Source organism: Syntrophotalea acetylenica (assembly GCF_001888165.1).
Classification (GTDB): domain Bacteria; phylum Desulfobacterota; class Desulfuromonadia; order Desulfuromonadales; family Syntrophotaleaceae; genus Syntrophotalea; species Syntrophotalea acetylenica.
In genome coordinates this window covers 11,167-27,662 of the sequence record NZ_CP015455.1, presented here as the reverse complement: position 1 = coordinate 27,662, position 16,496 = coordinate 11,167, and the positions used below count along the sequence as shown (strand labels likewise).

General features: G+C 60.0%; 20 protein-coding genes. 14 read left to right on the top strand and 6 right to left on the bottom strand.

From position 1 onward, the window contains the following. Window positions 1–177: 177 nt before the first annotated feature. The gene (locus A6070_RS00160) at window positions 178–1,605 is read right to left on the bottom strand and encodes a sensor histidine kinase (RefSeq protein ID WP_072286511.1); all 1,428 of its coding nucleotides are present in this window, start codon (window positions 1,603–1,605) and stop codon (window positions 178–180) included. Beyond that, entirely contained in the window at window positions 1,606–2,277 is a 672-nt protein-coding gene (locus A6070_RS00155) for a response regulator (RefSeq protein WP_072286510.1), read from the bottom strand. Between the two features lie 423 nt (window positions 2,278–2,700). On the opposite strand from A6070_RS00155, the gene prmA reads away from it, so the two are divergent. The 3 genes from prmA to A6070_RS00135 are packed head-to-tail and all read left to right on the top strand — an operon-like array spanning window position 2,701 to window position 5,537. Further along, window positions 2,701–3,624: a 50S ribosomal protein L11 methyltransferase gene (gene prmA, locus A6070_RS00145; protein ID WP_072286509.1), complete on the top strand. Its 924-nt coding sequence runs from the start codon at window positions 2,701–2,703 to the stop codon at window positions 3,622–3,624. Beyond that, the gene (locus A6070_RS00140) at window positions 3,625–4,362 is read left to right on the top strand and encodes a 16S rRNA (uracil(1498)-N(3))-methyltransferase (protein WP_072286508.1); all 738 of its coding nucleotides are present in this window, start codon (window positions 3,625–3,627) and stop codon (window positions 4,360–4,362) included. Between the two features lie 35 nt (window positions 4,363–4,397). Next, window positions 4,398–5,537, top strand: coding sequence for an RDD family protein (locus A6070_RS00135; protein ID WP_072286507.1), 1,140 nt, complete (start codon window positions 4,398–4,400; stop codon window positions 5,535–5,537). 24 nt (window positions 5,538–5,561) lie between these two features. Here A6070_RS00135 and A6070_RS00130 read toward each other — a convergent pair whose 3' ends face one another. From A6070_RS00130 to A6070_RS00120, 3 genes are all read right to left on the bottom strand, one after another. Further along, the gene (locus A6070_RS00130) at window positions 5,562–6,617 is read right to left on the bottom strand and encodes a GspE/PulE/PilB domain-containing protein (RefSeq protein ID WP_072286506.1); all 1,056 of its coding nucleotides are present in this window, start codon (window positions 6,615–6,617) and stop codon (window positions 5,562–5,564) included. Between the two features lie 89 nt (window positions 6,618–6,706). Beyond that, the gene (locus tag A6070_RS00125; protein ID WP_083558568.1) at window positions 6,707–7,330 is read right to left on the bottom strand and encodes a hydroxyacylglutathione hydrolase family protein; all 624 of its coding nucleotides are present in this window, start codon (window positions 7,328–7,330) and stop codon (window positions 6,707–6,709) included. Next, on the bottom strand, window positions 7,327–7,545 hold the full coding sequence (locus A6070_RS00120; RefSeq protein ID WP_072286505.1) for a hypothetical protein: 219 nt from the start codon (window positions 7,543–7,545) through the stop codon (window positions 7,327–7,329). Before A6070_RS00120 ends, A6070_RS00125 begins: the two co-directional genes overlap by 4 nt. A 151-nt stretch (window positions 7,546–7,696) precedes the next feature. On the opposite strand from A6070_RS00120, the gene dapF reads away from it, so the two are divergent. Genes dapF through yjgA form a run of 6 tightly spaced genes read left to right on the top strand, consistent with a single transcriptional unit; the run spans window position 7,697 to window position 11,430 of the window. Further along, window positions 7,697–8,536, top strand: coding sequence for a diaminopimelate epimerase (dapF, locus tag A6070_RS00115; protein WP_072286504.1), 840 nt, complete (start codon window positions 7,697–7,699; stop codon window positions 8,534–8,536). Beyond that, window positions 8,533–8,964, top strand: coding sequence for an HIT family protein (locus tag A6070_RS00110; protein WP_072286503.1), 432 nt, complete (start codon window positions 8,533–8,535; stop codon window positions 8,962–8,964). The genes dapF and A6070_RS00110 overlap by 4 nt, the downstream gene beginning before the upstream one ends. A 5-nt stretch (window positions 8,965–8,969) precedes the next feature. Next, window positions 8,970–9,632 carry a pyrimidine 5'-nucleotidase gene (locus A6070_RS00105; RefSeq protein ID WP_072286502.1) on the top strand — a complete coding sequence of 221 codons (663 nt, stop codon included), beginning with the start codon at window positions 8,970–8,972 and terminating at the stop codon, window positions 9,630–9,632. Beyond that, entirely contained in the window at window positions 9,633–10,481 is an 849-nt protein-coding gene (locus A6070_RS00100) for a deoxyribonuclease IV (protein ID WP_072286501.1), read from the top strand. Then, window positions 10,478–10,927 (top strand): D-aminoacyl-tRNA deacylase, encoded by a 450-nt coding sequence (gene dtd, locus A6070_RS00095; protein ID WP_072286500.1) that lies wholly within the window; start codon window positions 10,478–10,480, stop codon window positions 10,925–10,927. Before A6070_RS00100 ends, dtd begins: the two co-directional genes overlap by 4 nt. Then, window positions 10,927–11,430 carry a ribosome biogenesis factor YjgA gene (gene yjgA / locus A6070_RS00090; protein ID WP_072286499.1) on the top strand — a complete coding sequence of 168 codons (504 nt, stop codon included), beginning with the start codon at window positions 10,927–10,929 and terminating at the stop codon, window positions 11,428–11,430. Before dtd ends, yjgA begins: the two co-directional genes overlap by 1 nt. Window positions 11,431–11,522: 92 nt before the next feature. On the opposite strand, the gene trxA is transcribed toward yjgA, so the two are convergent. Next, on the bottom strand, window positions 11,523–11,852 hold the full coding sequence (trxA, locus tag A6070_RS00085) for a thioredoxin (protein ID WP_072286498.1): 330 nt from the start codon (window positions 11,850–11,852) through the stop codon (window positions 11,523–11,525). 200 nt (window positions 11,853–12,052) lie between these two features. Between trxA and A6070_RS00080 the strand changes: the two genes are divergently transcribed. From A6070_RS00080 to hemC, 5 genes are all read left to right on the top strand, one after another. After that, window positions 12,053–12,631, top strand: a complete 579-nt coding sequence (locus A6070_RS00080) for an SIS domain-containing protein (RefSeq protein WP_083558567.1) — start codon at window positions 12,053–12,055, stop codon at window positions 12,629–12,631. Window positions 12,632–12,697: 66 nt separating this feature from the next. Then, window positions 12,698–13,363 carry a precorrin-2 dehydrogenase/sirohydrochlorin ferrochelatase family protein gene (locus tag A6070_RS00075; protein WP_072286496.1) on the top strand — a complete coding sequence of 222 codons (666 nt, stop codon included), beginning with the start codon at window positions 12,698–12,700 and terminating at the stop codon, window positions 13,361–13,363. Continuing rightward, window positions 13,360–14,196: a c-type cytochrome biogenesis protein CcsB gene (ccsB, locus tag A6070_RS00070; protein ID WP_145926384.1), complete on the top strand. Its 837-nt coding sequence runs from the start codon at window positions 13,360–13,362 to the stop codon at window positions 14,194–14,196. The genes A6070_RS00075 and ccsB overlap by 4 nt, the downstream gene beginning before the upstream one ends. Before the next feature lie 27 nt (window positions 14,197–14,223). Beyond that, window positions 14,224–15,552, top strand: a complete 1,329-nt coding sequence (gene hemA / locus A6070_RS00065; protein WP_072286495.1) for a glutamyl-tRNA reductase — start codon at window positions 14,224–14,226, stop codon at window positions 15,550–15,552. Then, on the top strand, window positions 15,549–16,496 hold the full coding sequence (hemC, locus tag A6070_RS00060; protein ID WP_072286494.1) for a hydroxymethylbilane synthase: 948 nt from the start codon (window positions 15,549–15,551) through the stop codon (window positions 16,494–16,496). The genes hemA and hemC overlap by 4 nt, the downstream gene beginning before the upstream one ends.

Genomic DNA, 16,496 nt, shown 5'->3' with positions numbered 1-16,496 from the left:
CCTCCTGAGTGATTGCGGTCGCGTCGCCGGCCCTGCGCGCTTAGGCGAAAAGGGCATGCACGATGTGAAAATTTAATCATTCGGTAAGGATGTGTCAATGTGCACAAAGGCAGGGACGGGTGCGGTTTTGCCCCACGCCTCGATTGCGGAGGATACGGTATGCGGCTTGCTGGCGGATCAGGCTGTTGTGGCGTCAGGGCCGGGGCCTTTGCGCGGCAAAAATACTGTGAAAACGCTTCCCTCACCTGGTTCCGAAGTTACTTCAACCTGGCCGCCATGGGCTTTGACGAAAGAATCGACGATGGCCAGCCCCAGGCCTGTGCCCCCGTCATCGCGATTGCGTGCCCGATCCACCCGGTAAAAACGGTCGAAAATGTGCGGCAGGTGCTCGGCGGGAATGCCAATGCCAGTATCGGAAACGGTGACAATCGCGTCGTCGTCGTTTACCGACAAGGCTATTTCCACCCGGCCACCATCGGGGGTGTAATTCACCGCATTGGCAATCAGGTTGAGGAATACCTGGCGAAGGCGCATCTTGTCTCCGAGAATGCGGATTTCCTCCGTGACATTGGGGTGCAGCACCAGATCTATGGATTTCGGTTGTGCCAGAGAACGGCCCTGCAGATAGAGTTCCTGGAGCAGATCGCTGAGACTCATCTCCCGGATGGCCAGAGGTTTTTCTCCGCCCTCGCTTTTGGCCAGCAGCAGCAGATCTTCGATGATGCGGCTCATGCGGTCGATCTCCTCCATGCCGGATTTAAGAACCTTGCGAAAGTCCTCGGGGGTCTTGGCCCAGCGCAGGGCGACCTCGGTTTCCCCTCGGAGGATGGTCAGTGGGGTGCGCAGTTCATGGGAGGCATCGCCGGAAAATTGCTTGATTTTACGGAAAGACTCTTCGAGGCGTTCCAGCATGGAGTTGAAGGATGTGGACAGTAGCGCGAGTTCGTCGCCTGAAGAACGCACCGGCAGGCGGTGGGAAAGATTATCGACGTTGATGCGACACATGGCTCGGGTGAGGTTTTCGACGGGGGCCAGGGTGCGCCCGGCCAAAAACCATCCCATCATCGCGACGGTGAGCAGGACCAGGGGGCTGAAAACCAGCATGGTGGTTCGCAGTTCCCGCAGCGATTCATGAACCAGGCCAGTGCCAGTGCCGATCTGCAGGAACAGCATATCCTGGTTTTGCAGGGGGATGGCCAAAGTCAGAAGGCGCATGGGGTCAACGCCGGCCGTGTCGTTGCTGGTCTCAAGCAACATCCCATGGCTTGCAGCGCGTTGCAATGATGCCATGTTGATGGCGGGACTGTCGTCGATGCTGCCGTATTCACTGCAAAGGTTTTGGCCCCGGGCATTCAGCAGCCGGAAAAAATGCCCTTCGCGATGGCGCCGTACAAATTCGTAGAACGAACCACAGCGCTCCGGACCGGAAAAGCCCTGCGCAAGCGCAGGGCCTTGTTCGGTCAGCTTGATGAGGCGCTGATCGGCCTGCTGCAGCAGGCTACGGGAAAGCTGATGGTGCCAGATAAAGCCGCTCATCGCCAGCACCATGACGATGGTCAGGGAGTACCAGGCGGTGAGGCGGAATCGCAGGGAACGGAAGAACAATCAGCCCTCCTTGAGGACATATCCAACGCCGCGCACGGTATGAATCAGCTTTTTATCGAAATCCCGGTCGACCTTTTTGCGCAGGTAGTTGACATACACATCGATGATGTTGGTGAAAGAATCGAAGGTGTAGTCCCATACGTGTTCCGCAATCATGGCCCGGGTAAGCACCTGATTGGGGTTGCGCATGAAATATTCCAGCAGGGCGTATTCCTTGGCCGTGAGATCGATCTCCTGATCAGAGCGCCATACCTTGTGGCTTACCGGGTCGAGGCGCAGGTCGGCGAAATAAATTTCGGCCCCGCGGTCCTTGGCGCTGCGGCGCAGCAGGGCCTTGACGCGGGCGAGCAACTCACTGAAGGCGAAGGGCTTGGTCAGATAGTCGTCGCTTCCCGAATCAAGGCCGGAGACGATATCTTCCACGGAATCCTTGGCGGTCAGGCACAGCACCGGCGTGGTTATCTCCTTGGCTCGCAGTTCCTTGATGACTTCGAGACCATCCTTTTTGGGCAGCATGAGGTCCATCAGAACAATGTCGTAGGGGTTGTTTTCGGCCAGGAACAACCCTTCCTCTCCGTCAAACGCCACATCCACGGTGAACTCCTCTTCCTCGAGACCCCGCTTGATGAAGCTGGCTACCTTTTTTTCGTCTTCTACAACGAGCACGCGCATTGTCGCTTCCTTTCTTCCGGCGATGGAAACGGTTGACATAAAAATTGGTGCGGTTTTCCGCTAACGTTTTCTCCTTGAATGCCACAGTTTTGCTGTCCAGTACCCGCTGCGATCATGAATCAGTGCCCATGAGGTTCGGCGCGACATGGCGGTTCATGAGCTCACATTAAAATGGTAGCAATAAAAAAACTTCGTGCAAGTCACTTTTTTGAAAAAGGCAGGCGGCGTCATGCCGCCCGTTGTTTCGCTTCTGGCAGGGGGTACCGACGGTTGGGGGCCTTGGTCGTGGCATGCATTATTTGTAACAAAAATATCACCAAGGGTATTTGCCTCATTAAATAGCTTGGCGGATTACACTCCACTAACAAGTGTTTTGTCAAGTATTTTATTGCCATCACCTGAGTCATTTGGTAAACAGTGCGCATGAACGAATTCTGGCTTGAAATCCTCATTACCGTACCTGCCGCCGGCATTGACCTGGTCTGTCATGAAATGACGGAACTCGGCTCGACCGGCATTACCGTTGAAGAACGCCCTCTCGACACCTTCGTGATTCCTGACCCGGACGAGGGTGTTCCGGAAATCCTTACTCTCAAGGTCTATTTCCCTCCCGATCTGCCCGAGGCCGGTCTGGCGCAGCGGGTTGCGGAGCGTCTGGCCTGTCTGGTTCCGCTGGTTCCGGGACTTGAGCCGGTGGTTCCCCGGCTGCGTCGCATCGGTGCCGAAGACTGGGCCGAAAACTGGAAGCAGCATTTCGGCATCCTGCGCATAGGATCGCGGCTGGTGGTTCGTCCGACCTGGGAGGATTTTCAGCCAGGCCCCCGCGACGCGGTGCTTACACTGGATCCCGGCATGGCATTCGGAACCGGAAGTCACGCAACGACCCGTTTGTGCCTGGAAGCTTTGGCCGAGGCATACGAAGCTTGTCCGGGGCCGCAGCGGGTGCTGGATGTGGGCACCGGTTCAGGCATTCTCGCCGTTGCCGCCGCCCTGCTCGGTGCGCGCCAGGTTCTCGGCTGCGATATCGATCAGACGGCCTGTCAGGTGGCGCTCGATAATGCCCGGCAAAACAATGTCGCGCAGCAAATTGCCGTCACTCTGGATCCGCTTGAATCGTTGCCGGGTAAATTCGATATGGTGCTGGCCAACATTCTGGCCGAGGAAAATGCACGGCTTGCCGCTGCGCTGGTCTCCCATCTGGCACCTGGCGGCGTTTTGATCCTGTCCGGCATTTTGCAAGAAAAGGAGCAGCTGGTCATTGATGCGTTCGCCGGACGGGGGCTTGCGGGACCCGACATTCGCCGTCGGGAAGAATGGTCTTGCCTGTGCTATCGTAAGGAAGCCTGAATGCATCGGTTTTTCATTACCCCGGAAGCTCTGCGCGGCGAGCAGGTCACCCTCACCGAGGAGATCGTGCATCATCTGGTGGTTCTGCGGCTTTCCGAAGGAGCCGAAATTGTTCTGCTGGACGGTCTCGGCACCCTCTGCCACTGCCGGCTCACGGGGCTTGCAAAAAAAACCGGCACGGCTACGGTTCTGGTCCGGAGCAAGGAAATCGAGCGGAGCTTCCCTATCGAATTGATACAGGCCCTGCCCAAGGCCGACAAGATGGATCTGATTTTGCAAAAGGGTACCGAACTCGGCGTTACCCGCTTTCTTCCCGTGCAGACAAATCGCAGCGTCCCGCGACTGGAGCCGAAGCGTGAGGAGCAGCGGCGGCAGCGCTGGCTGCGCATTATCCGCGAAGCGGCACGGCAGTGTCGCAGGCCCCTGCTGCCTCAGCTTGCGCCGCTGGCGACCCTTGACAGCGCTCTGGCAGGCTGCCAAAGCGCGTTGCGCCTGATGTTGTGGGAGGAGGGCTCGCACGCGCTTGAATCGGTTCTGCCACAGCAGATCCCAGCAGGTGCCGCGGTGCTGATCGGCCCGGAGGGCGGCTTTTCCAGCGAGGAGGTCGCTGTCGCGCGGCGATTCGGGTTTGTGCCGGTGCGGTTTGGACCGCGTATTTTGCGAAGTGAAACAGCCGGCTTTGCAGCCGCAACCATTCTGCAATACCGGTATGGCGATCTGGGCGGTGCGCAGTCCTGACATGCGGCGCGCCCTTGCCCGGTGGAGGAAATGACATGAAGTGTCCAAAGTGCGGTTTCCAGAGTTTCAACTATCTGGGCACCTGCAAGAAATGCGGTCGGGACCTTTCCGGGATACGCGACAGGTATCGCCTTGGCGATCCGGTGCAACCGCCGTCCTTTACGGGCCGCCCGGCCGTTGTGGCGCCCCTGGCGGATGATCCTTTCGAAGCCAGCCTCCCCGATGAGAGGGAGATTTCGACCGCCGCCGAGCAGGCGGTTCTGGAAGATGAGCAGGTCGAACAGGACCTGGTTGCCTACCTGGATGAAACAGGCTCCGGGGAGCCTGCTCTTGCAGCCGACCTCGATGCGGATTCAAGCCGCGGCCGGGAGAGCGTCGCGCCGGCCACGGATGACGGTTTTGCCGATGACCATGGAACCGCCGCAACGGGATTCCCCGACATGCCATCGCCTTGCGCCGATAGCGAGCTTGCCGCACCTGCAGCGGTCCAGATGCAAGAGGCCGACAGGGAACCGCCGATGGACGATGATGTATTGCTGGACGATTGGCTGCTGGATGGCGAGACACCTGCCTGGCGGCGCAGTGAGGCAGCGGATTTTGAAGAAGGGACGGCCAATGCGCGCGGTGCTGAGCCGGACGCGGTTTTCGCCGCCGCATCGGAACAGGACGAATGGCTTGCCGATGAGGATTATGCGCCTGCTTTGTGCCGGGCTTCCCTGTCTGCGCGGATGTTCGCATTTTTGCTCGATGCCGGTTTGCTGGTAACCATTTTCGCGCTGTTTGTTCTGGCAGGAGAATATCTGCGGGCTGGTGGTGATGCTTTTGTCTGGCCGAAACCGCAAGCCGTGGCTGGCCAGGCCGGACCATATTTCCTGGTGTTTTTCGGGCTTTCCCTTGGATATTTCACCCTGTTTCATTATCTGGGAGGTCAGACGCCGGGGAAAATGGTCGCTTCGCTGCTGGTTGTTGATGTTGATGGCGAACCGCTGCAACTGTCGCAGGCTTTTCTGCGTACGGCGGGAGGGCTGCTGTGCCTGCTGCCCCTGGGCCTCGGTTTCTGCAGCGCACTGTTCCGCCGCGACGGTCGGGGCTGGAATGATCGGCTGGCCGGCAGCATGGTTATTCCTGCAGGCCGGGATCAAAGCGCTGCCGGCGGCAACTCGCAACGGCCGTAGCCAAAGTCGTTAAGATCGGTCAGTCTATGGCTGGATCAGTTTTTTGCGCAGGATGAGAATTTCCAGGGCGCAGGCCGCCTTCCCCAGAAGCTGCTGAAGTTCGGCCACGCGATCGAACAGGCAGAGACCGCCATTTTCCACATACAGGATGCCGACCGCGCGTTTGGCAACCACCAGCGGCAGCAGGACAGCTTTTTGGGGCGGTGCTCCCAGAGCCTGTTGCAGCATGGCCCGCAGGGGCGCCTCGGCGAGCGGACCGAGAAACGGACTTTGCCCTGCAAGCACGGATTGCAGGAGTGGGCTGTCGGTGATTTTCATGCCGACCTTGCCGATTCCAGGTCGCCGCTGATGGCCGCACAGGGCCCGCCAGCCGAGCAGGGTGCCGTCACGTTTCAGAAACAGCGCCAGGCGCTCAAATTGGCCGCACAAGTGATCCATCAGAGCGTCCGCCACATCTTCACGGCTGGCAGCCGCCGCCAGGCGCTGCTGCAGTCCGGTCCCGGCTCGGGCGGCCGCGGTCCCGGCTTCATCCTCGACAACCTGTGCTTCTTCCAGCAGGGATTCGTCCAGTTCCTCGGTTTTGGGAAACGTTTGCTCCAAAGATTCGGCGGCGACAATCCGCGCCATCAGGGAGGCTTCGGCGGCTGGCAGATCTTTGCGATAACAGCGGCCGATGGCTTGCAGAAGACGGGCTTCGGGGGCGACCTGGGGCATCAGGGGGTAGCCTGTCAGGTCGGCAAGATTTTGCAGCGACTCCTGGTCGCTGGGATCGGCCATGGCAACCAGCAGGCCCTGCTGCACGAGTCGCAGTGGCAGGGCCCGGAACCTGAGAGCCTGCTCCATGGACAAAAATTCGCGCAGCACGGGAGGCAGCTCCCGCAACTGGTCAGGATCGAAATAAGCCCGCCCAAGCATGCGCGCAACGATGCGGGCCATCCGCTCTTCGCCGATGGGTGAGGCAACAAGCACGCAGGTACTCAGGCACATATCGGCATGCCGGGCGTTTTGCCGTATTTCCTCGGCCAGGTGTTTGGACAGGCTGCCGTTCCGAACCAGCAGTTCCAGCAGGATGCTCGCCATAGTGTGTTCGATGGCGGGCGCAAACTCTCCACGCCCCCATCCCTCCTCTTAAATCATAAAATTGTTGAGGGCCGTACCTGTCGGGTCGGTCAGCCCATGCGCAAGGCAATAAACTCGTCAAGGTCGCGGCAGCGCAGATAAGGATTGTGCTGTCGTTCAAAGGCGATGGTGGAAAATTTACGGGGGCCGTAATCATGTCCGGGAAATATCAGTGTGGCGTCCGGGTAGGCGGCCAGTCGGTGCAGGCTGCGGTACAGGGCCTCCGGATCGCTGCCGGGCATGTCGGCCCGGCCTACCCTGGTGACGAACAGCGTGTCTCCGGTCAGCAGGGCGCCTGGTGGATTAAGGGTGATGTCCGCCGGCGTATGGCCAGGGGTGTGCAGGATGGTGACGGCCGTATCGCCCACCATCAGTCGGTCTCCGTCCGCGAGCGGCCTGTCGGGTTTTGGCAAGGCCAGCGCATGGGCCGCCAACCGCGCCCCGGTGGCTTGCAGGATCATCCCGTTGCCGGCAACGTGGTCGCGGTGGCCATGGGTGTTGACCAGCCAGGTCAGGCGCACGCCGTGTTTTTCAATGGCATCGAGCAGCTTTTGGGGTTCCAGCGAGGGATCGACGGCCAGACCCTGACGGCTCGTGGGGCAGAACAGGAGATAGGCAAAGTTGTGCATCTCGCCAGCCGGAATCTGAAGGATTTCCAGGTTCCCGAGTTTCATTGTTCCTCCTCTGCCCGCGCCAGGTCAGAAATCCTCCGGATGGTTCCGTTCATTATACAGAAGGTTTCCCCGGTGGCGCGCACCACCCAGCGGTCTCCCTCTTCCGGGGGCAGGGGAAATTCACGGCTGCCGAGGTAGATCTCCTCGCCATCGAGCCTGCCCCACCATTCCAGGGCGCCGGTCTGCCAGATTCTGGTTTTCAAATTATATGCCATGTAACGTCGCTCCGGTACAGATAAAAGTTGTCTCATTGTACGCCAGACGAGGCTTGCCGGTCAATCAGATGACCCTTGTGGTAAATGATGAATTTTTCTATAATCAGTGGTTCCAGAAAGATCCTATACACGAGAAGGGAAGAGCCTTGCCATGAAATTCGCTAAAATGCATGGAGCCGGCAACGACTACGTTTATGTCAATTGCTTTGAAGAAATCATCGACGACCCGGTCGCCATGGCCCGCACGGTCAGCAACCGCAACTTCGGTATCGGCTCCGACGGCCTCATTTTAATCCTGCCCTCCGGGAAGGCCGATGTGCGCATGCGCATGTTCAATTCCGACGGCAGCGAATCGGAGATGTGTGGCAACGGCATCCGCTGCGTGGCCAAATATGCCTATGACCATGGCATTGTGGATAAAAAGGAGATCACCGCCGAGACCGGGGCCGGCATCCTTACCCTGCAGCTCTTCACCAACCCGGACAACCGGGTGGAGCGGGTCCGTGTCAATATGGGCAAACCGCGTCTCAGCCGTGGCGAAATCCCCATGACAGGCAACCCGCGGGAGCAGGTCATCAATCAGGAACTGAAGATCCTCGACCGGACCTTTCACATTACATGCGTGTCCATGGGCAATCCCCACTGCATTATTTTTGTCGACAATGTCGACGAATTTCCCGTTGCCAAATACGGCCCGGTCATCGAAAATCTCGATCTTTTCCCCAATCGAACCAACGTCGAATTCATCGAAATCATATCTCCAACCGAAATCAAACAGCGTACCTGGGAGCGAGGCGCCGGCGAGACACTGGCCTGCGGCACCGGTTCCTCGGCGGTTACCGTTGCCTGCGTCCTCAACGGTCGCACCGAACACCGTGTGCTCAATCATCTGCTGGGGGGCGATCTGGAGATGGAATGGGCACAGGACGGCAGCGTGTATATGACCGGACCGGCGGTACAGGTTTTCGAAGGGGATTTCGACCCGCGATGACCTGTCCCATGTGCATGCGCTGGCAGGAGCAACCGGAACTGCGCATCGCTGAATTTGAGCACTGCTACGCTATGCTCAATGGTGACCAGTTTTTCCCCGGATATACCCTGCTTTTTACCAAAGAGCACGTCACCGAGCTGTTCCATCTGCTGCCGGCCGCGCGCGCCGGCATCATGGAGGAGATCAATCGGGTGGCGGCGGCTCTGGCCGCCGTTTACCAGCCGGCCAAAATGAACTATGAACTGCTCGGCAACATGGTGCCCCACATGCATTGGCATCTGGTGCCGCGGCAGACCACGGACCCGCTCTGGCCCAGGCCCATCTGGAGCGAGCCTCACAACGAGTGTGTTCTGTCCGCCGCACAATACCGGCAGGCCATTGGGCGCATCCGCCTGGCCCTCGGGCTGGCCGCGGGTGACAAGGAATAGTTGCCATGCAGTGTATCCTGTTTGATCTCGACAATACCCTGTATCCGCCCTGCTGCGACCTGTTTTCGCTCATCGACACGCGCATCAACCGCTATATGCATGAGGTGGTGGGTATTCCCCTGGAAAACGTCGACAGCCTGCGCCGGCGGTACTGGCAGGACTACGGCGTCACCATGCGGGGACTCATGCGGCATCACCGGGTCGACCCCGAGGATTACCTGCATTACGTTCACGACGTGGATGTGCGAAGCCGCCTGCAGCCTGATCCGGAGCTCAGGCAGGCGCTGCTCTCGCTGCCCCAATCCCGGGTTGTTTTTACCAACAGCAGCCGTGCTCATACCGATCGGGTACTCGATGCCCTGGGGATAGCCGATCTGTTTGACGCGGTGTTCGATATCCGGGTCGCTGATTACATGCCCAAGCCCTATCTTGAGCCCTATCAACGGGTTCTTGACCAGCTCGGCCTGGCCGGCAGCCAGTGCGTCATGGTCGAAGACAGCGTGGCCAACCTCAGGCCGGCCAAGCAGCTCGGTATGGCGACCATCCTGGTCGGCGATGCCGTTCCGGAGTCCTTCGTCGATCGGCACCTTGCCGGGGTTGAGCAGTTGCCGCAGGCCCTCGCATGCTGGGCATCCTGTGGAACCGGTAGCCCGGCGAGAGGTTACTGAATGTTGCTTGGCGCTCATGTATCCATTGCTGGCGGAGTCAGCCAGGCATTCCGGCGCGCGGCAGCCATTGGCGCTACGGCTATGCAGATTTTTACCAAAAACGCCAATCAGTGGCGCGCCGCACCCCTGCCCGGAGAGGAGATCGAGGCCTTTGCTGCCGCCAGGCAAGAGGGGGGCGTAGCGGCAATCATCGCCCATGACAGCTACCTGATCAACCTGGCCGCGGCCGACGGTGAAAACCGCAGTCGCTCCCTGGCCGCATTTCTCGACGAGATGCGGCGCTGCGCCGCTCTGGGTATCGATCATCTGGTCATGCATCCCGGCGCCCATCTTGACGCTGGGGAAGATATCGGTTTGCGACGCATCGCCGAGGCGTTTCGCATTATCTTTGAACAGGCACCGCCCCAGGTTGTGGTGTTGCTGGAAAATACCGCCGGCCAGGGCAGCTACCTGGGCTACCGTTTCGAGCACCTTGCCGCCATCATGGAGCAGGTGCCGCAGGGGCGTTTCGGCGTCTGTTTTGATACCTGCCATGCCTTCGCCGCCGGCTACGATCTGTCATCCGAGGAAGGCTACCATCGCACCATCGCCGAATGCGAGCGGATTTTCGGCGCCAGCCGCATCGCTGCCATTCATCTCAACGATTCCCAAAAGGCCCGGGGTTCCCGTGTCGACCGGCATGCCCATATTGGTCAGGGTGCGATTTCCATCGATGCCTTTGCCGCCCTGATGCGGGATGCCCGCTTCGCCGCGGTTCCCAAGATTCTTGAAACCGCGCCGGGAGAGAACAACCGGTGCCATCTGGAAGAGTTGGCCCTGTTGCGGCGTTTGGCGGAGGTGCAGGCGTGAAAGCGGTGTTGCAGCGGGTGGCGCAGGCTCATGTCAGCGTGGATGACGAGATTATCGGTGCCATCGGGCCGGGGATCCTGGTATTGCTCGGTGTGGAGCAGGGAGATACCGCACAGCATGCCGCCGCACTGGCAAAAAAAACGGCCGAGCTGCGCTTGTTCGATGATGCGGCTGGTAAAATGAACCTGTCGGTGGAGGACACCGGCGGGCAACTTCTGGTAATTTCTCAGTTCACGCTGGCGGCCGACTGTCGCAAAGGGCGCCGTCCGGGCTTCAGCCGCGCGGCTCCGCCGGGCGAAGCCAAGGCTCTCTACCAGGACTATATCGGACAATTGCGCGGCCGGGGCCTGAGTGTCGCCACCGGCCGTTTTCAGGCCATGATGCAGGTGCATCTGGTCAACGATGGACCGGTCACTTTGCTGCTCGACAGCCGCGGGGTTTTCTGATGAATGCTTTTTCCATGGAACAACCGCCCAGCCGCAGCGCCAAAAAGCGCGCGGCCAAAGCCGTGGAGGAAACAGCGGCCGATCTCGTTGTTCTGGGTGACGCGGATTTCCGTCGCTTGACGCTGGCTGGCGAGATTCTCGAGGCGGTTGACGAAGTCCGCCGCATCAAGGCACACAGCGCCCGCAAACGTCAGCTCAAGCATCTGGCCGGGCTGTTGCGACGGGATGAGGACAGCCTGCAGCAGGCCGAGACCTTTCTTGCCGATCTGGCTCATGGCCGCCAGCGGGCCGCGGCCGATTTTCATTTTCTGGAGGAGCTGCGCGAGCGGCTCTGCGATCCGGCGCGTTTCGACGAAGCGCTGGAAGAGGTGCGGCGTGAACTTCCGGAGGCCGACGCCGGGAAGCTCCGGCGGCTCGCCGAAAGCGTCCGCAACCATAAGGACAAGCGTGCCTTCCGGGAGCTTTTCCGGTTGTTGAAGGAGGCTCATCCCGGGCACCTCTGAGTTGCATGGCCGCCGCGAAGAACAAAAGGACCGATGCGTCAACACCGGTCCTTTTGTTCTTCGGTATGATGGAGACCGTTGGGTCGGCGGTCTCAGAGAGCTTTTTTGATAAGCGTTTCGAGTTGCCCCTTGGGAACGGCGCCGACCACCTGGTCGACAATCGCGCCGTCTTTGAACAGGATCAGCGTCGGGATACCACGTACACCATAGTTGCTGGGGGTAGCGGGATTCTCGTCGACATTGATTTTGGCGATCTTGACCTGACCGTCGAATTGCTCGGCCAGTTCTTCGATGGCCGGTGCGATGGCTTTACAGGGTCCACACCATGAGGCCCAGAAGTCGACCAGAACGGGAACAGAGGACTTCAGCACGTCCGCTTCGAAATTGCTATCGGAAAGATGCACAACCTTGTCACTTGCCATCGATGTTTTCTCCTTTTTAAAAATAAGACAAACAAGTCTGCCAAATAATCCTGTATCGGTTTATCTCCATCATAAAAGAGCCGGGGAAAAAAGCAACCGTAATGTTTTCCCTCCACAGGCAGGGGGCGGCAGCTAATCCTTGACACGCCGCATGGCCCAACCTATCATTCTTCCAAATTCGCTGGCAAGGGTACAGGATCATGATGTTACAGGATAAAATCAGCAAATCCCTGCGCGAGCACACCGCAGTGCTCGAAGAAACCTTTCTTATGCAGGCCAACGAAATGGTGACCTTTGCCGGTCAGGTGGCGGAGGTTTTCAACCGGGGAGGGCGTCTTTTGGTGCTTGGCAGCGGTTCCCTCGGCTCCATCGCCAATCTGGTGGCGAACCTGTTCCGCTATCGGCTGAATATCGAACGTCCGGCACTGCCGGCCCTGTCCTTGTGCCAGGATCTGCCCCTCGCCACCTCCCTTGCCAGGGAAGGGCGCATCGGGACCTATTTTTCCCAGCAGCTGCAGCTCATAGCCAGCGAAGGCGATGTGGTACTGGCCTTTGGCGATGTTTCTCATAACGAGGCGCTTCTCGAAGGTCTGGCCGAAGCCCGGGATCGTGGGTGCGTCACCGCCGCCCTGTTGCCGGAAAAGGAAGCCATCCACGGCGACGGGCCTCATTATCTGTTCCGGTTGTCCACCGATGCCATCGGGCGGGCGGCGGAGACGGGGCTGTTTTTAGGTCATTTGCTGTGCGAGCTGGTTGAAGGGGAGTTGTTCGGCATCTGAGCTTCACCGCATCGGGGCGCAACGGCATTCTCCGGAAACATGCCGGATTCCGTTGAGGAGTAGATCGTGTTCGACTATCCCGTTTTTCTGCAACTGCGGGGCAAATGCTGTGTCGTGGTTGGCAGCGGCCCGGTCGGTATGCGCAAGACACGCGGGTTGCTTGCCGTCGGCGCCAAAGTGCGTTTGATCAGCCCGACGCTTGAAGACTGGCGCTGCGGCGAAAATATCGAGCCGGTGCGGCGCACTTTTCGCGCCGGGGATCTCGATGGGGCTCGCCTGGTGTTTGCCGCTACCGGCGATAACGCCAGCGACCGTGCCGTGGCGGCCGAGGCCCGGCGCATCGGCGTTCCCGTATGTCTGGCCGCACTGCCGGAGGAGGGGGATTTCAGCCTGCCGGCCATCCTGCGCCGGGGCGATCTGGCCGTGGCCGTGGCCACCGCTGGGGGCAGTCCCGCCCTGGCTGCCGAGGTGCGGGATCTGCTGGCGGACCTGTTGCCGGGCTCCTGGTCTGTGGTCGTGGACATCGCCACCGCGCTGCGCCGACGCAAGCCGCTCGATGCGGGGGGCGCCGCCTACGGTCGCGAAACCTTGCGCCGGCTGCTGGACGGTCAATTGGTGGCGCTGCTGGAGGCTCGGGATGCCGCGAATGTCGATCGCTTGCTGCAACAGGTGTGCGGCCCATCCTGCACCCTCGCAGCTCTGGGGATAAGTCTGCCGGAAAGGAACCCATGACCATCGACAGCCTGCTGTTTCGCACGACCCTGGTTGTTTATGCCCTGGCGACAGGGCTGTCCCTGGCCGACATTTTATGGCGGCGTCAGATTCTCGGCCGTTTTGGCCGCATGCTGTTGTGGGGGGGATTCGGCTTTCACAGCCTGAATCTGACCATTCGCTATCTGATGTCCGGCTTTCCGCCACTGACCAGTTTCCACGAATCCCTTTCATTTTTTGTCTGGGCCATTATCGGGACCTTCCTGTTGTTCCATCTGCGTTACGGCCTGCCGGTGCTGGCGGCTTTCGTGTCCCCTCTGGCGGTGGTGCTGATGCTGGTCGGCAGCGCCGTTTCGATGACCGTCGTGGCACCGTCTCCCGCATTGCAGAGCTGGTGGCTACCGGTGCATGCGGTTCTGGCGTTTGCCGGCGACGCGGTTTTTGCTCTGGCGGCGGTGGCGGGCAGCATTTATCTTTTGCAGGAACGGATGCTTAAAAAGAAGAGGGTGTCTTCCCTGTTTTACCGCCTGCCGTCCCTGCAGACCCTGGACAATCTCAACTACCGCTGCCTGACTATCGGCTTTCCGCTGATGACCCTCGGTATTATCACCGGCGCCGTCTGGGCCGATCGCGCCTGGGGAGCCTACTGGAGCTGGGACCCCAAGGAGATATGGGCCCTTATCACCTGGTTTTTGTACGCGGCGTTGCTTCACGGACGGCTGGCCATAGGCTGGCGCGGGCGCAAGGCCGCCATTCTGGCCATTATCGGTTTTGCGTTGTTGCTGTTCACCTTCCTGGGGGTCAATTTGCTGCTTTCGGGGCTGCACGGCTATGCTGCTTTGGGAGCCGCCTGATATGTCGACAAGGAAATCTGCCATCGCATGAATTTTCTGGTTATCGGCCTCAGTTACAGGACCGCTCCCGTGGAACTGCGGGAGCGCCTCGGTTTCCCATCAGAAGATCTGGCAGGGGTATTGCGTTCGATCACGGCCCTGCCGAAAGTTTCCGAAGCAATGATTCTGTCGACCTGCAACCGGGTTGAGCTATACGCGGCCAGTCAGGATCCGGCCGCCACCGGCGAGCGGCTACAGCGATTCATGGCCCAATACCACGGTCTTGACGAAGAGCAGCTCAGGCCGCATCTGTATATTCACAGCGGCCGGGACGCGGTTCGGCACCTGTTCCGGGTTGCGTCCAGCCTTGATTCCATGATTCTTGGCGAACCGCAGATCCTCGGCCAACTCAAGCAGGCTTACGGTCTGGCCGAAGCGGGCTGTACCGCGGGGCCGGTATTCAACCGTCTGCTGCCGCGGGCTTTTGTTGCCGCCAAGCGGGTACGCAGCGAAACCGCCATCGCCCAGCATGCCGTTTCGGTTTCCTATGCAGCGGTGGAACTGGCCCGCAAGATCTTCGGCGAACTGGCGGGCAAAAGCTGCATGATTGTCGGCGCCGGAAAAATGTGCGAGCTGGCGGCTCGCCATCTGGCCGGGCAACAGCTTGGCGAGGTGCTGGTTACCAACCGCACCCTGGCGCGCGCCCAGGACCTGGCCGAAAAGTTCGGCGGCCGTGCCGTGCCGTTTGCCGAGTTTCCCCTGTATCTGGATCAGGCCGATATCGTGCTGACTTCCACCGCTGCGGGCCTGCTGCTGACCCGCTCCCGACTCGAGCAGATTATCCGCCGCCGTAAAAACCGGCCCATGTTTCTTATCGATATCGCTGTGCCGCGCAATGTCGATCCGCAGGCCAACCAGATAGACAACCTCTATCTTTACGATATCGACGATCTCAACGGTGTCATCGAAACCAACTTGCGCGAGCGCCGCAAGGCGGCCAAAAAGGCCGAGGAGATCATCGAGCAGGAAATCCTTCGATTTTACGGGTGGCTGCGCAGCCTCGAAGCCGCGCCGATGATTGTCGCGCTGCGCCAGCAGGTGGAAGAAATCCGCCGCCGCGAGACCGAGAAAACCCTCGGCGCTCTGCAGCATCTGGATGCGGCCGACCGCCGCGCCGTCGAGGCGCTGACCCGCGCCATCGTCAACAAGGTCCTGCACTCTCCTTTAAGTGTTCTCAGGCGTGCCGGTGACGATATTACCGGTGAAATTTATCTCGAAGCAGTGCGGCGTCTGTTTGATCTGGACCCGGCACCAAAGACTGCTGCGGCACAACAGACCGAATCCGAGGATACTCCGAAACAGGATATTGTCTTATGAATGCCAACGTTTTGCGCATTGGCACCCGTGGCAGCCGTCTGGCGCTCTGGCAGGCCGAGTGGGTACAGAGCCGGCTGCAGGAGTTGTACCCGGAGCTGACCGTCAGACTGGTGCCGATCTCCACCCAGGGCGACAGGATTCAAGATGTGCCGCTGGCCAGAATCGGCGGCAAGGGACTGTTCGTCAAGGAAATAGAGGAGGCTCTTTTTGACGGGCGCATCGACCTTGCCGTGCATTCCATGAAGGATGTGCCTTCGGTGCTGCCCACGGGCCTGATTCTGGCCTGCATCCCGCAGCGCGAGGATCCTCGTGATGCGTTGATTAGCCGGAACGGCCGCGATTTTAGTCAACTGCCCCAAGGGGCGCGTATCGGCACCTCGGCGCTGCGCCGGCAGGCGCAGTTGCTCTACCGGCGCCCGGATCTGGAGATCGTTCCGCTGCGTGGCAATGTTGAAACCCGCCTGCGCAAGATGGAGGAAGAACATCTTGACGGTATCATCCTGGCCGCCGCCGGTCTCAAACGCCTGGGCCTGATGAGACTCATCAGTGCCTGTCTGCCCCCGGAACTGAGCCTGCCGGCCATCGGACAAGGCGCCCTGGGGCTGGAGTGCCATCAGGATAATGGCTGGGTCCTGAAACGCATCGCGCCCTTGCATCACCCCGCCACGGCGCTGACGGTGTCCGCCGAGAGGTCTTTTTTGCGCCGCCTGAATGGCGGCTGTCAGGTGCCGCTGGCAGCCCACGGCACGCTGGCGGGCCAGACCTTGACCCTGACCGGACTGGTAGCCGGGATCGATGGCCGCTGTCTGCTCAAGGAGACCGTTGCCGCTTCGCTGAGCCAGGCCGAGGAACTCGGGGTACACCTCGCCGAAAAGCTCCTGTCAAAAGGCGCCGACCGTATTCTGGCTGCTCTCGATATCCGACCGAAACCGCTGGGATCCTGA